The sequence below is a fragment of the Kibdelosporangium phytohabitans genome, from assembly GCF_001302585.1.
In the GTDB taxonomy this organism is placed as follows: domain Bacteria; phylum Actinomycetota; class Actinomycetes; order Mycobacteriales; family Pseudonocardiaceae; genus Kibdelosporangium; species Kibdelosporangium phytohabitans.
This window is the reverse complement of sequence record NZ_CP012752.1, coordinates 11,022,880-11,035,496: the sequence shown is the minus strand read 5'-3', so window position 1 is coordinate 11,035,496 and position 12,617 is coordinate 11,022,880. Positions and strand designations below refer to the sequence as shown.

15 protein-coding genes and 1 pseudogene are annotated in these 12,617 nt (G+C 68.9%); 8 read left to right on the top strand and 8 right to left on the bottom strand.

Annotated elements, in window-relative coordinates:
* The first annotated feature begins 36 nt into the window (after positions 1–36).
* On the top strand, positions 37–384 hold the full coding sequence (locus AOZ06_RS49350; protein WP_054295700.1) for a DoxX family protein: 348 nt from the start codon (positions 37–39) through the stop codon (positions 382–384).
* On the opposite strand, the gene AOZ06_RS49345 is transcribed toward AOZ06_RS49350, so the two are convergent.
* Entirely contained in the window at positions 381–1,913 is a 1,533-nt protein-coding gene (locus tag AOZ06_RS49345) for a carboxylesterase/lipase family protein (protein ID WP_169799089.1), read from the bottom strand. The genes AOZ06_RS49350 and AOZ06_RS49345 overlap by 4 nt on opposite strands.
* A 106-nt stretch (positions 1,914–2,019) precedes the next feature.
* On the opposite strand from AOZ06_RS49345, the gene AOZ06_RS49340 reads away from it, so the two are divergent.
* Entirely contained in the window at positions 2,020–2,985 is a 966-nt protein-coding gene (locus tag AOZ06_RS49340) for a GlxA family transcriptional regulator (RefSeq protein ID WP_054295698.1), read from the top strand.
* On the opposite strand, the gene AOZ06_RS49335 is transcribed toward AOZ06_RS49340, so the two are convergent.
* Positions 2,935–4,320, bottom strand: coding sequence for an NAD(P)H-hydrate dehydratase (locus AOZ06_RS49335; protein ID WP_054295697.1), 1,386 nt, complete (start codon positions 4,318–4,320; stop codon positions 2,935–2,937). The two genes, AOZ06_RS49340 and AOZ06_RS49335, sit on opposite strands and share 51 nt — an antisense overlap.
* Positions 4,321–4,420: 100 nt before the next feature.
* Here AOZ06_RS49335 and AOZ06_RS49330 point away from each other — a divergent pair, with 100 nt between their 5' ends.
* The gene (locus AOZ06_RS49330; protein WP_054295696.1) at positions 4,421–4,984 is read left to right on the top strand and encodes an eCIS core domain-containing protein; all 564 of its coding nucleotides are present in this window, start codon (positions 4,421–4,423) and stop codon (positions 4,982–4,984) included.
* 69 nt (positions 4,985–5,053) lie between these two features.
* Here AOZ06_RS49330 and AOZ06_RS61060 read toward each other — a convergent pair.
* The 5 genes and pseudogenes from AOZ06_RS61060 to groES form a co-directional block, all read right to left on the bottom strand.
* Positions 5,054–5,383 (bottom strand): annotated as a pseudogene (locus AOZ06_RS61060) (TCP-1/cpn60 chaperonin family protein); the annotation flags it as partial.
* A gap of 61 nt (positions 5,384–5,444) precedes the next feature.
* Positions 5,445–5,699, bottom strand: coding sequence for a hypothetical protein (locus AOZ06_RS49325; RefSeq protein WP_054295695.1), 255 nt, complete (start codon positions 5,697–5,699; stop codon positions 5,445–5,447).
* A 4-nt stretch (positions 5,700–5,703) separates the two neighbouring features.
* The gene (locus AOZ06_RS49320; protein ID WP_054295694.1) at positions 5,704–6,048 is read right to left on the bottom strand and encodes a DUF6247 family protein; all 345 of its coding nucleotides are present in this window, start codon (positions 6,046–6,048) and stop codon (positions 5,704–5,706) included.
* 119 nt (positions 6,049–6,167) lie between these two features.
* Positions 6,168–7,790, bottom strand: coding sequence for a chaperonin GroEL (groL, locus tag AOZ06_RS49315; RefSeq protein WP_054295693.1), 1,623 nt, complete (start codon positions 7,788–7,790; stop codon positions 6,168–6,170).
* Positions 7,791–7,871: 81 nt separating this feature from the next.
* Complete coding sequence (groES, locus tag AOZ06_RS49310; protein WP_033384045.1) at positions 7,872–8,180, bottom strand: co-chaperone GroES; 309 nt, start codon at positions 8,178–8,180, stop codon at positions 7,872–7,874.
* Between the two features lie 157 nt (positions 8,181–8,337).
* Between groES and AOZ06_RS49305 the strand changes: the two genes are divergently transcribed.
* The gene (locus AOZ06_RS49305) at positions 8,338–8,727 is read left to right on the top strand and encodes a hypothetical protein (RefSeq protein ID WP_157233668.1); all 390 of its coding nucleotides are present in this window, start codon (positions 8,338–8,340) and stop codon (positions 8,725–8,727) included.
* 82 nt (positions 8,728–8,809) lie between these two features.
* Positions 8,810–9,430 carry a hypothetical protein gene (locus tag AOZ06_RS49300; protein WP_054295691.1) on the top strand — a complete coding sequence of 207 codons (621 nt, stop codon included), beginning with the start codon at positions 8,810–8,812 and terminating at the stop codon, positions 9,428–9,430.
* A 69-nt stretch (positions 9,431–9,499) separates the two neighbouring features.
* On the opposite strand, the gene AOZ06_RS49295 is transcribed toward AOZ06_RS49300, so the two are convergent.
* Positions 9,500–9,802 carry a WhiB family transcriptional regulator gene (locus tag AOZ06_RS49295; RefSeq protein ID WP_054295690.1) on the bottom strand — a complete coding sequence of 101 codons (303 nt, stop codon included), beginning with the start codon at positions 9,800–9,802 and terminating at the stop codon, positions 9,500–9,502.
* 269 nt (positions 9,803–10,071) lie between these two features.
* Here AOZ06_RS49295 and AOZ06_RS49290 point away from each other — a divergent pair, with 269 nt between their 5' ends.
* Genes AOZ06_RS49290 through AOZ06_RS49280 form a run of 3 tightly spaced genes read left to right on the top strand, consistent with a single transcriptional unit; the run spans position 10,072 to position 12,583 of the window.
* Complete coding sequence (locus AOZ06_RS49290; RefSeq protein ID WP_236951984.1) at positions 10,072–11,013, top strand: MerR family transcriptional regulator; 942 nt, start codon at positions 10,072–10,074, stop codon at positions 11,011–11,013.
* Positions 11,010–11,990, top strand: coding sequence for a hypothetical protein (locus AOZ06_RS49285; protein WP_063810255.1), 981 nt, complete (start codon positions 11,010–11,012; stop codon positions 11,988–11,990). The genes AOZ06_RS49290 and AOZ06_RS49285 overlap by 4 nt, the downstream gene beginning before the upstream one ends.
* Positions 11,987–12,583 (top strand): response regulator transcription factor, encoded by a 597-nt coding sequence (locus tag AOZ06_RS49280; RefSeq protein ID WP_018682728.1) that lies wholly within the window; start codon positions 11,987–11,989, stop codon positions 12,581–12,583. Before AOZ06_RS49285 ends, AOZ06_RS49280 begins: the two co-directional genes overlap by 4 nt.
* The last annotated feature ends 34 nt before the right edge of the window (positions 12,584–12,617 follow it).

The following is a 12,617-nucleotide window of genomic DNA, read 5'->3' as shown; positions in this document are numbered from 1 at the left end:
TTGGACGCAAGCCGGGCGCCGGACCACGGTTGAGGCATGTCGACCGTCTATGTGATCGTCGCGGCCATCACGATCGCCGTGAACACCGCCGCCGCGCTCGCCGACTTCGTCCGCGCGGAGTTCGTGCTGGCCAACGCGGCCGAACTCGACCTGCCCGCGTCCTGGGTCCTCCCACTCGGCCTGCTGAAACTCGCCGGTGCCGCCGGGCTCGTACTCGGAATTGCCGGGATCGAGTTCATCGGGATCGCCGCAGCCGTCGGGCTGGTGCTGTTCTTCGCGGGCGCGGTCGGAATTCACGTATGGAAAAAGGTGTATCACAACCTCGGTTATCCGGGCGCCTGCCTGGTTCTGGCAGGCGCCACGCTCGTTCTCACCTCGGTTTAGGGACGCAATCCCGCCCAGAAGGCGCAATTGCTCTCAATGGCCGGGTTCTTCGGCGCGACCGCCGCCAACCCGAGTTCCTGGACATCGCTGTCGGAGGAGTATCTGCGCCATTCCGGCAGGCCCCTGGCGTTCGGGTTCCCGGTGTGCGCGAACGTCGTCCAGTAGCGGACCATGGTTCGCGAAAGGGATTCCTGGCTCGGCGTCATGGGTTTGCCGAAGAACTGGCGCCAGGTGTAGTTCAGTTCGAAAGCGTGCGCCGCGCCTTCGTCGAAGCCTGGCCAGTCCACAATGGCCGGTGCGGTCCGGTCGGTGAACTGGTACGCGTACACCGGCACCGCGAAAGGCCTGGCCGTGAACGACTTGTAGCTGTTGAGATGGCCGCAGGTGGACAGGAACTCCGACGGTGTGTCGGTCTGCCACGTGGCCAGTGCGACGCTCGGCGAGGAGTGGTCGCCGACCGGGTACTTGGCCAGCACCTGGTCGGCGACGGGGCCGAACCTGTCGCGGGTGATCTGCTCGTACTGCGCGGCCGTGACCGGTTTGCCGACCCCGTCGTAGAACAACCCGACGAACAGTCGCGCCTCGTCCAGGTTGCTGCCCCACAACAACGGCACGTGCTGGAACTTGTCCTGGCGGATCGCGTCCGGCGGCTGCGATGGCAGCTCGCGCCCGCCGACCACCGGTGCCCCGCCGGGCCACGCGGCGAGCAAGTCCTTGACCGGTTTGCCCCGCAGGCACGCCGTGTCGGCACAGCCGAGCTTGGCGGCGAACTGGGTGCCGGACCCGTGCGCCACCTCCGACGTCAGTGTGTCGCCCGCGCAGCTGAAACTCTGCCCGATCGCGCGGTGGAACAACCCGGTGGTCAGCGGCGACACGATCATGTCGCAGGCACTGGCCGCGCCAGCCGACTCGCCGAAGATGGTGACATTTCCCGGATTCCCGCCGAACGCGGCGGCATTGCTTTGCACCCAGCGCAATCCGGCTATCTGGTCCTGCAAGCCGTAGTTCCCCGACTGGTTGCCCGCTTCCGCGGTCAGCCCGGGAGTGGCCAGGTAGCCGAGCGGTCCGAGGCGGTACGCGACCGTCACGACGATCACGTCGCCCTGCGTCACCAACCGGACCGGGTCGTACTGGCTCGCCGCGCCGCTGGTGAACGCGCCGCCATGGAACCACACCATCACCGGCAACGGCCGGTGTACCCGTTTCGGCGTGGTGACGTTGAGATACAGGCAATCCTCGGCCTCCGACGCGCCGGGGCCCAGGCCGGGCAACTGGGCGCAGATCGCCTTCGGTTTCGTCGCGTCCAACGGATCCCGCCACGGCGCCGCCGGGCGCGGAGGCCGCCAGCGCAGTGCGCCGACCGGCGGTGCGGCGAACGGAATTCCCTGGAAGGTACGGACTTCACCCGTCACGGCGCCTTCGACCGGGCCGCGATCGGTGCGGACGACGACGCCGTGCGCCGCGTTCGCCGGGCCTGCCAGCAATCCGAGCAGGCCAATCGTGGTGAGCGCCAATCCTCGCCATTTCACCCACCCACTGTGACACCGTTGGTGACGGGCGGCCTCCCCCTGAAGGCTGGAAGCAGTCCAGTGGCGAGAAAACGGGCCACTTCCGGATTCCGGCCATAATGGGGGCATGCCTGTTGCGGCGATCCTCGCGTTCGACAAAGTGGTCCCGTTCGACCTGGCGACACCGATCGAGGTTTTCTCCAGGTCGAGGACGTACGAGGTCAAGGTGTGCGGCACGGCGACCGTCGACGCCGGAGCGTTCAAACTGCAACCGCCGTGGGGCCTCGACGGCCTCGCGGGTGCGGACACGGTCATCGTGCCGGGTTGCTCGGACGTGTTCGCCCCGGTCCCGGACGACGTCTGCACGGCACTGCGTTCGGCGGCGGACGCGGGAGCCCGGATCGCGTCGATCTGCACGGGTGCGTTCATCCTCGCCGCGGCGGGCCTGCTCGACGGCAAGCGCGCGACCACGCACTGGCTGGCCGCGCAGGTGCTGGCCGACCGCTATCCCGCCGTGACCGTCGACCCCAATGTGCTCTATGTGGACAACGGGCAGGTGCTGACATCGGCCGGTGCAGCGGCGGGACTGGACCTGTGCCTGCACTTGATCCGCAAGGACTACGGCTCGGCCGCGGCAGCGGACGCGGCGCGCCTGTCGGTGATGCCGTTGGAGCGGGAAGGCGGGCAGGCCCAGTTCATCGTGCACCCGCAGCCGGTAGTGCCGCAGGGGTCGACGATGGAACCGTTGCTGCGCTGGATGATCGACAACGCGGGCCGTGATCTGTCCCTTGAGGACATAGCCGGGCACGCAAGGGTGAGCGCGCGAACGCTGAACCGGCGGTTCCGCGAGCAGCTGGGCACGTCCCCGTTGCAGTGGCTGCACAACCTGCGGATCAGGCAGGCGCAGGCCCTGCTCGAAGCCACGTCCGCGCCAGTGGAACTGATCGGCGCCCGCGTGGGTTTCGGTTCGCCGACCGCCTTCCGGGAACGGTTCAAGCGAGTAGTGGGGATCAGCCCGACCGCGTACCGGCTCGCCTTCCAGTCAGCCGCGCAGCCGGCGGATGGTGTCCGGCAGAGCGCCGGCGATCGCTGAAGCCGGGGCAGGCGCGCCAGAAGCGGCGTACGTGCCCGCGTGGGCGTGGGCGTACGCGGCGCATCCCGCCGCCAGCCACGGATCGATGCCCGCGGCGAGCAGCGCGCCGAGAATCCCGGAAAGCACATCGCCCGACCCCGCCGTGGCCAGCCACGCCGACGGAGCCTGGTTGACCAGCACACGACCATCCGGCGCGGCGACGATCGTGTTGTACCCCTTGAGGAGCACGACCGCGTTGACCCGCCGCGCGAGCGATTTCGCAGACGCCACACGGTCTTTGCCCAGCGGCGCGAGCCTGGCGAACTCGCGGTCGTGCGGCGTGAGGACAAGGGGCGTGTCCGGGTCGCGCCGGTCCCACAAGGCCGGGTGCTCGGACAGCAGCGTGATCCCGTCCGCGTCGACGCAGACCGGGACACCGATGCCGAGGACGTACTCCATCAGCTCACGGCCCGCGGTGCCGGTGCCGATGCCGGGGCCGACCACCCAGGCCTGGACCCGCCCGGCGTCCTCGATCGCCCCGGTGGCAACGACTTCCGGCCACCGCTGGCCCACGATCTCGGCGGCGGACCCGGCATAGCGGACCATCCCGGACGTGGTGAGCACCGCACCGCTCGCCGACAGGACAGCGGCGCCGGGGTAGGTGGCCGAACCGGCGGCGATCCCCGTGACGCCCTGCGTGTACTTGTCGTCGCCCGGGCCGGGGACGGGCCACGCGTCGGCCACGTCCTGCCGTTCGATGATGCCGAAGTCAGGTTCGCCGAGCGCCGCGCCGAGACCGATGTCGAGCACCCGCACCTCACCGCACCTGGAGCTGAGCGCGTGCACGGGCTTGCGGCCACCGAACGTGACAGTGATCGCCGCGTCCACGCACGGACCGTCCTCCGCGCCGGTGTCCGGGTCGACGCCACTCGGCAGGTCGACAGCGATGACAGGCGCGGTGATCCGGTCGACGAGCTCAGCGGCGTCCGGGCGCAACGGTCCCTTACCCGAGATACCCACGATGCCGTCGATCACCACGTCAGCCGGACCGGGTTCGTCCACGATCCGGCCACCCGCCCGCCGGTACGCGGCCAGGCCCTCGGCGTGCGCCCGCTCGGGCTTCAGCAGGATCGCGTCGACCGCGATGCCCCGCCGACGCAGGAAAGCACCGGCCCAGAGCGCGTCACCGCCGTTGTTGCCCGCGCCGACCAGGAGCAGGACCTTCCTCGGCCGGAGTTCGGCAGCGCAGACAGCCACCCCGAACGCGGCGCGCCGCATCAGCGTCGACTCCGGAACCGTCCGGAAGAGATCCTGCTCGGCCGCCCTGACCCGATCCGTCGTCCACACTCCGCGCATGCCAATAAGGTACGACGCGCCTTGCCCGAAGGGGCGCCAAAGCGGGCCTTCGTCGTCGCCATCCGTATGAAGTGGTCACCCGGGCGCCTAGCCTGATCCCATGGAGCCCGACCGCATCCGCGCCGAGGAACCGGACAGCGTGCGACAGCGCGCACACGCTCCCGCCGAGACCACAGCCACCACGGACGATCCCGCGAACGCCATCCTCGCAGGCGGGAATCAGATGGTCGCGCGACTCGTCGAAGGAGAGTCGCGCGGACTACCCGGCGACGACGTAGCCGACCGCATCAGAGGACAGCTCGGCAGCGGCAGCCCCCTGCCCACCCAGCTCCGTACCCAGATGGAGAGCGGCCTCGGGCAGTCGCTGGGCGACGTCCGTCTGCACACAGACGCCACCGCGGCGAACCTGTCGAACCAACTGGGCGCGCACGCCTTCACCACAGGCAACGACGTGTTCTTCAACACCGGCGCCTACAACCCCGACTCCACCGAGGGCTACCAGACGCTCGCACACGAGCTCACGCACACGTTGCAGCAGTCCGCCGGACCTGTCGCGGGAGCAGAGGTCTCACCCGGCCTAGCCGTGAGCGACCCGCATGACCACGACGAACAGGCGGCGCACGCGACCGCAGAGCGGATGACAGCCAAGCGCGAGAACCAGTGACACCTGGCGTGATCGCTTAGACAGCAACGGCACCCTCCGCCGGGCGACGGAACACGGTTCCTGCTGGTCGTGTCCGGCTGCGGGTGGCTCTTCTTCTTTCTTCTCGACGACCGAGCTTTCGGTGGTCAGGACCATGCGGGCGATGGAGGCCGCGTTGGTGACTGCCGAGCGGGTGACCTTGACCGGGTCGATGATGCCTTCGGCGACGAGGTCGCCGTAGGTCAGTTTGGCTGCGTTGAGGCCGTGGCCCCAGTCGGCTTCGCGGACGCGGTGGACCACGACCGCGCCTTCGAGGCCGGCGTTGCTGGCGATCCAGTGCAGTGGTGCGGCGAGTGCTTCGCGCACGATGGCCACACCGGTTGCTTCGTCGCCCGTGAGGCCGAGGTTGCCCTCGAGCTCCTACGCGATGATCAGCACCGGCTTGCTCGCCTGCACGATGCCACTGGCCAGGCGTGCTCTGTCAATCGACCCAGGTCACACTCACGACAACCACCCGTCGCTGGTCTTCCAAGACCAGGTAGACGGCTATGCCGTCAGCAGCGGGACCGAAGAGTGCTTTGCGTAGGTTCCCGTCGGGGTTGTCGTCCCGGTACGGGAGTGCGTCCCACGGGGTCAGTTCGAGAAACGCGATGAGTTCCGCGTAGTAGGGGAGCGCTGCCGCTGCGAGCCCGTCGACCTGATCTCGTGCCTCAGGAAGAATTTCGTACGAGTACACGTGACTAGTGACCGAACCTCGCGTTGATCTGTGCCTTGTGTTCTTGGCTGGACACGGTGGGCACGTTTTCTCCCCGCTGCAGGCGGGCGACTTGGTCGAGCATGTTCTGGTGCGCGCGTGGGCCTTGCCGTTGGGTGATGTCGGCGATCTTCCGGTACGTGTCCAGCACGGTGAGCACGCCGGTCAGGTTCAAGGTGTGGGCGGCTGCGGCCATTTCCTCGGCGTAGCGCTGTTCGAACTCGCTGCGCTCGGCGCCGACGAGGGCGTCTCGGATCGCCTGCGGAGTGTTGGCTGACAGCAGCGCTGGTCCCGGCCGGGCATCCGGTGTGGGCGAGGCGGGAGAAGCCATGACTCACACGATAGACCGCGCAGCGACTCGGGCGCGATGTGGAAGTGGGCGTTGGTGGTTGTGGACGAGAACGGCGCCCTTTCGCTGGGCGAAGGGGCGCCGTTGGTGGCTACTGGGTGTCAGTGGCCGTGGCCATGTCCGTGGCCGTGTCCGGCTGCGGGTGGCTCTTCTTCTTTCTTCTCGACGACCGAGCTTTCGGTGGTCAGGACCATGCGGGCGATGGAGGCCGCGTTGGTGACTGCCGAGCGGGTGACCTTGACCGGGTCGATGATGCCTTCGGCGACGAGGTCGCCGTAGGTCAGTTTGGCTGCGTTGAGGCCGTGGCCCCAGTCGGCTTCGCGGACGCGGTGGACCACGACCGCGCCTTCGAGGCCGGCGTTGCTGGCGATCCAGTGCAGTGGTGCGGCGAGTGCTTCGCGCACGATGGCCACACCGGTTGCTTCGTCGCCCGTGAGGCCGAGGTTGCCCTCGAGCTCCTTGGCCGCGTGCACGATCGCCGAGCCGCCGCCGGGGACGATGCCTTCCTCGACCGCTGCCTTCGTCGCCGCCACCGCGTCTTCGATGCGGTGCTTGCGCTCGGTCAGCTCGGTCTCGGTTGCCGCACCGACACGGATCACCGCGACGCCACCGGCCAGCTTGGCCAGTCGCTCCTGCAGCTTCTCCCTGTCCCAGTCCGAGTCGGACGCCTCGATCTCCTTGCGCAGCTGTTCGACGCGGGCCTGCACCTCGGCCTTGTCGCCCTTGCCCTCGATGATCGTGGTCTCGTCCTTGGTGACGACGATCCGGCGGGCCGAGCCGAGCACGTCGAGGCCGACCTCGGCCAGCTTCATGCCGATCTCGCTGGAGACCACCTGGCCGCCGGTGACGAACGCGAGGTCGTCGAGGAACGCCTTGCGGCGGTCACCGAAGAACGGCGCCTTCACCGCGACGGCCTTGATCGTCTTGCGCGCGGAGTTGACCACCAGGGTGGACAGCGCCTCGCCCTCGATGTCCTCGGCGATGATCAGCACGGGCTTGCTCGCCTGCACGATCTTCTCGAGGATCGGCAGCAGGTCCGCCAGCGCCGAGATCTTCTCGCGGAACAACAGGATGTACGCGTCCTCGAGGACGGCTTCCTGCGCCTCCGCGTCGGTGGCGAAGTGCGCCGAGATGTAGCCCTTGTCGAACTGCACACCCTCGGTGATGACGAGTTCGGTCGCGAGCGTGGAGGACTCCTCCACGGTGATCACGCCGTCCTCGCCGACCCGCTCGATGGCCTCGCCGAGCAGCGCGCCGATCGACGCGTCACGCGAGGTGACGGTGCCGACCTGGGCGATGTTGTCGCGGCCCTTGATCGGGGTGGCCTTGGCCGTGAGCACCTCGACGACCTTGTCCACAGCGGCCTGGATGCCGCGGCCGAGCGAGGTCGGGTTGGCGCCGGCCGCGATGTTGCGCATCCCGACCCGCACCAGGGCCTGGGCGAGCACGGTCGCGGTGGTGGTGCCGTCGCCGGCCACGTCGTTGGTCTTGGTGGCGACGCTCTTGGCGAGCTGCGCCCCCAGGTTCTCGAACGAGTCTTCCAGCTCGATCTCACGGGCAACGGTGACACCGTCGAGCGTCACGGTCGGGCCGCCGAACTTCTTGGCCAGCACGACGTGCCGTCCGCGCGGGCCCAGAGTCACCTTGACCGCGTCGGCCAGCTTGTTGACCCCGCGCTCGAGTGCCCGACGAGCGTCCTCGTCGAAGCTGATCTGCTTGGGCATTTACAACCTCTCTTTAAGACAAACACCCCGGTGCCCCGGGTGAAGGGGCCGCCGGGGCGCTTGACGTCGAGTGGTAGCGCGTCAGTTGATGACGGCCAGCACGTCGCGGGCGGAGAGGATCAAGTACTCCTCGCCGTTGTACTTGACCTCGGTGCCGCCGTACTTCGAGTAGATGACGACGTCGCCGACGCTCACGTCCAGCGGGACGCGGTTGCCGTTGTCGTCGATGCGGCCGGGGCCCACAGCCAGGACCTTGCCCTCCTGGGGCTTCTCCTTGGCGGTGTCCGGAATGACGAGACCGGACGCGGTCGTCGCCTCGGCCTCGCTGGCCTGAACGACGATCTTGTCCTCGAGCGGTTTGATGTTCACGCTCACCGGTGTGACCTCCATGGGTCTTCCAAAGCGTTGGCAGGTACCTACAGCGGCTCCTGGCCACCCCGCCGTCGCGGGTGCCGGGGCGGTGTCTGGTGCCGTGCAACTAGCACTCTACCCATTCGAGTGCCAGCGCTTCAACGAGGCCCCCGACATCACACTACGGTTCGAGGTCATGCGTATCGCAGCTCGCGTCATCCAGGGCTTTCTTCTCCTCGCGGGTGTCGGCCTCGGCGTGTTCGCCGGGATCAGGGGCGCCATCCTGGCCAACAAACCGACTGTTTGCTACAACCACTCCGGCAACGGGCCACGCGAGTACCCGTGCCCCGGTGTCAACGAGATCCCGGTTGACCTGGACTACATGGTTGTCGTCGCGGTGCTCGCGGTCGGGCTGATCGTCGCCGCGTGCGTGTTCCGGCCCGGCGCACGTGGGCCCGAGCAGCCGAAACAGGCGCAGGTGCAGCCGCAGGGCTGGCAACAGCAAGGACCGCCGAGCGCCCCGGTGCCCGCGCAGCCCTTCCAGGCACCGCAGCAGCAGCCGCCTGGTCAGTACGGCCCCAGGTAACAGCATCGTGGAAAGTCTGCGGACATCGTTACTGCTGGTTATGCTCGCCGCGACTGGGCTAGGAGAAAGCTGGGGGCAGTAGGTGAGCTATCCGCAAGGACCGCAGTACGGCGGCTATCAGCAGCAACCGCAATCCGGCGGTTTCCCGCAACAAGGCGGCTACCCGCCGCAGCAGCCGGGGTACCCGCCGCCGTACCCGCCGAAGAAGAACAACAACGCCATGATCATCGCGCTCGCGGGTGTCGCTGCGGCGGCCGTGATCGCGCTGGTGCTGGTACTGGTGCTGTCCGGCAAGGACGACAGCTCCTCGACTGCCAGCGACGACAAGCCCGCCGGTGCGCCCGAGGTGAACGTTCCGCCGCCGAACGCGCCGGGCAAGCCGACCGGCGGCAGCCGTTCGACGGGCGGGAGCAGCGGTGACGGTGGCAACAGCCCCGAGGCGCTGGCACAGGCGGCGGTCGACTCCATCGAGTCGAAGTCGACCTCCGCCATCGACGAACTGGCCTGCAGCAGCACGGCGGCCAGTGAACTCAAGCGCTCGCTGGCCCAGGTCCCGTCCGGGGTGACCGCGACGGTCGACAACGTCAAGGAGACGGGCTCGACCGCGCAGGCCAAGATCACGATGCGGATGGGCGGTCAGAGCCAGGGCTTCACCATGGAGATGCGCAAGAGCGGCTCGAAGTGGTGCATCAGCGGCATCTGAGCCGCGCGTGGCAGTGCACGGGAAAGGCGCCGACCGGGGGATCCCGAGCGGCGCCTTTCCCGTTGTGTCCTAGGTGCCCGCGCCGACGAAACTTCGTTTGCGGGTCTTGATGATGTTGTCTCGTTCGGACTCGGATAGTCCGCCCCAGATCCCGTACGGCTCGTGCACGGCTAGTGCGTGCTTGCGGCACAGTTCCAGGACTGGGCAGGCGTGGCAGATAGCTTTCGCCCGCGCCTCCCGCCTGCTGCGTGCCGGCCCGCGCTCGCCGTCGGGGTGGAAGAAGAAGGCGCTGTCCATACCGCGACAACTGCCTTCAAGCTGCCAGTCCCACACGTCCGCGTTGGGGCCGGGAAGCCTGCGCGTGTCCGCCATCTGGCCCGCCTCCTCGTCTCGTGGAGAGGACGTCAGTACTCCATTCGGTCCAACGAAGGCGACAGTAGAACCGCGCCAATACTTGTTCAAGGGTGATCACCTAGAGATCACCCAATCCAGTAACCGGCCCATTACGGACAGCACAGGGTGACACCGCCGGTACACACCGTGCCCGGAAATGATCACTCCGTAGGCATTCCTTGCTCACCAACGCGATACGACGCGCGCTCCGGTTGCCGGGTGTCCGGGCCGACCCGACGATGAGAGGTGTGGCGACGGGGCCGGATTCCATCCTCGGCATCCCCCTGCGGGGGGACGTGCCGGAGCCGTCGTTGCCGGTTGCGGCCGTGGCTCGCCGGCTGGGGGTGGCGCCGTCGACCCTGCGCACGTGGGACCGCAGGTACGGCCTCGGCCCCCGCGGTCACACCACAGGCAGGCACCGCCGGTACGGCCCGGAGGACGTGGCGCGCCTCGAACTGATGCAACGGGCGCTGTTGCGCGGGGCGTCGCCCGCCGAGGCCGCGGACTACGCGCTCAAGGCGCACGCCCAACCGGGCAAACCCGCCCCGCAGCCCGTCGTCGTGCCGGACGAATCCGCATTGGCGCGGGGACTGGGCCGGGCCGCGCTCGCGATGGACACCCCGAGCGTGCAGGAACTGTTGAACGAGGCGATCGCGACCGACGGTGTGATCGCGTGCTGGGACCGGGTCGTACGGCCGGTGCTGACGGCCGTGGCGGGCCGTTGGGCGCACTCGGGTGCTTGTGTCGAGGTCGAGCACTTGCTCAACGAGTGCGTCCTCGCCGCGATGATCGCCGCGACCCCGCTGCTCGGCCACGCCCGCAACCCGCGACCGGTATTACTGTCGTGTGCGCCTGAAGAACGGCACAGCCTGCCGTTGTACGTACTGCGCGCCGCGCTGGCGCGCCGCGAGATCGGGACCCAGATGCTCGGTGCCGCGCTGCCTGCCGATGCCCTCGCCGCGGCTGTCCGCCGGACGGCCCCGGCCGCGGTGGTGCTGTGGGCGCAGCTGCCGCGGCACGGCGATCCGGCCGTGTTCGAGCGCGTACCCAGGAGCAGGCAGCGGATCAGGATGTTCAGTTGCGGCCCCGGCTGGGTCACGGCCCAGTTGCCGGACCAGGTGCGGCGGCTCGACGCGTTGGCCGACGCCGTCGACCAGATCGAGGCGGTGGTCGTTGGTGCACGCACATGAAGAGTGACCACCTGCGCAACGCCGCCTTCGGCGACCGCCCGGACACCCGCGTCACCGCGGGGGAGCATCCGAGGGACCGCTGGCTGGCCGCTGTGGTCCTCGGCGGCCAGGGCCGCTACGCCGCCGCCTCGGCGATCCTCACCGGTCTGCTCAGGAGCCGCGAGCCGGTGATCGCGTCGCTGGCTGCGAGCACTCTCGGGTCGCACCGCAGACAGGTGGGTGGCCACGACGTCGCGCGGCGGCTCGACGCGACCGCGCTCGCCCGGCTGACCGACACCGCCGACGGCGACTGCGACGGGATCGACACGCTGGGGGCCCGGTCGGACGCGTTGCTCGGGCTGGCGGCCGACGCGCTGGGCACCGGCAGGCTGACGGCCGCGCGCAGGCTCATCGCCGCCGCGGACGCCCTCGGCGACGTCGGCTGGCGCGGACAGGTCCGGCTCGGGTGGGTCAGGGCGGAGGTGGAACTCGCCGCCGGGAATCCGTCTGAATCGGTACCGAACGCCGAGGCCGCGCTGCGCCGGGCGCGGGCCGCCGGGGCGGTTCGGCACATCGCGAAGTCCGGCATGGTGCTCGCGGCGGCGTTGACGGTTCGGGGTGGCGTCACGGAACGCATCCGGGCCAAGCACCTCGCGGCCGGGGTGGTGGACCAGGCGATCGAATACGGCCTTCTGCCGCTGGTGTGGCCTTGCTCACTCCTGCTGGCCGATCTGGACCCCGCGGCGGCGGACGACCACCATCGGCGTGCGGCGGGAGCTCTGCACTGTGTGTTACGGCGATCCGACCCGATCGCGCGTCGCCTGGCAGCGTCGTCCCCATGGGTGCCGGACACGCTTCTGACATCGGGTGAACCCACCCGGACGAGCATCCGGGCGAACTCGTTCACAGAATTACCACCAGATCGTGTCAAGGTTGGCGCGCAAGCGTCCGATAGGGGAGGAGGAACGTCACTCGGCTGCAGGAAGGAGTCCCCGTGACGACGGTCTTGATCTGCGACGACCGGCGCAGCGTGCGGGAAGGTCTCACCCGCGTTATGTCTGCTGTACCCGGGGTTAGTCGCATCGACTGCGTAGCGCACGGTGACGAGTTGCTCGCCCGCTTCTCCCGCCAGCCGGTGGACGTCGTGCTCGTTGGTACCCAGCGCGCCGTGCCGACCGGCGTGGAAGCGACGCGGCGGCTCGTGTCGGCCAACCCGCAGGCAAACGTCATCGTGTTCGGAGCGCCGGACGACGCGGGCAGCATCGCCGCGGCGATCGCCGGCGGAGCCCGTGGTTACCTGCGTTGGGACGCCTCGCGTCCCGAACTGGTCGCCGCCTTGGCGCACACGCTCGCCAGCACCTCGGTGCCGGCGCCGCGTCAGCCCTCCGACCCCGGTGTCCAGCTCACCGATCGTGAGCTGCAGGTTCTGCGCGGGATGAGCCAGGGCAAGAGCAACGGTCAGATCGGGCGCGAGCTCTATCTGTCCGAAGACACTGTCAAGACCCATGCTCGGCGGTTGTTCCGCAAGCTGGGTGTGCGTGATCGTGCGCAAGCTGTCGCGCACGGTTTCCGCCGGGGGCTGGTTTCCTAGCGGCGGATCGACGACTATCTACAACGTGGTTCGG

What these genes read in the sequence shown, in the direction of transcription:
- AOZ06_RS49350 (WP_054295700.1), top strand. Translation starts at nt 37, where the DNA reads ATGTCGACCGTCTATGTGATCGTCGCGGCCATCACGATCGCCGTGAAC.
- AOZ06_RS49340 (WP_054295698.1), top strand. Translation starts at nt 2,020, where the DNA reads ATGCCTGTTGCGGCGATCCTCGCGTTCGACAAAGTGGTCCCGTTCGAC.
- AOZ06_RS49335 (WP_054295697.1), bottom strand. Translation starts at nt 4,320, where the DNA reads ATGCGCGGAGTGTGGACGACGGATCGGGTCAGGGCGGCCGAGCAGGAT.
- AOZ06_RS49330 (WP_054295696.1), top strand. Translation starts at nt 4,421, where the DNA reads ATGGAGCCCGACCGCATCCGCGCCGAGGAACCGGACAGCGTGCGACAG.
- AOZ06_RS49320 (WP_054295694.1), bottom strand. Translation starts at nt 6,048, where the DNA reads ATGGCTTCTCCCGCCTCGCCCACACCGGATGCCCGGCCGGGACCAGCG.
- groL (WP_054295693.1), bottom strand. Translation starts at nt 7,790, where the DNA reads ATGCCCAAGCAGATCAGCTTCGACGAGGACGCTCGTCGGGCACTCGAG.
- groES (WP_033384045.1), bottom strand. Translation starts at nt 8,180, where the DNA reads ATGGAGGTCACACCGGTGAGCGTGAACATCAAACCGCTCGAGGACAAG.
- AOZ06_RS49305 (WP_157233668.1), top strand. Translation starts at nt 8,338, where the DNA reads ATGCGTATCGCAGCTCGCGTCATCCAGGGCTTTCTTCTCCTCGCGGGT.
- AOZ06_RS49295 (WP_054295690.1), bottom strand. Translation starts at nt 9,802, where the DNA reads ATGGCGGACACGCGCAGGCTTCCCGGCCCCAACGCGGACGTGTGGGAC.
- AOZ06_RS49285 (WP_063810255.1), top strand. Translation starts at nt 11,010, where the DNA reads ATGAAGAGTGACCACCTGCGCAACGCCGCCTTCGGCGACCGCCCGGAC.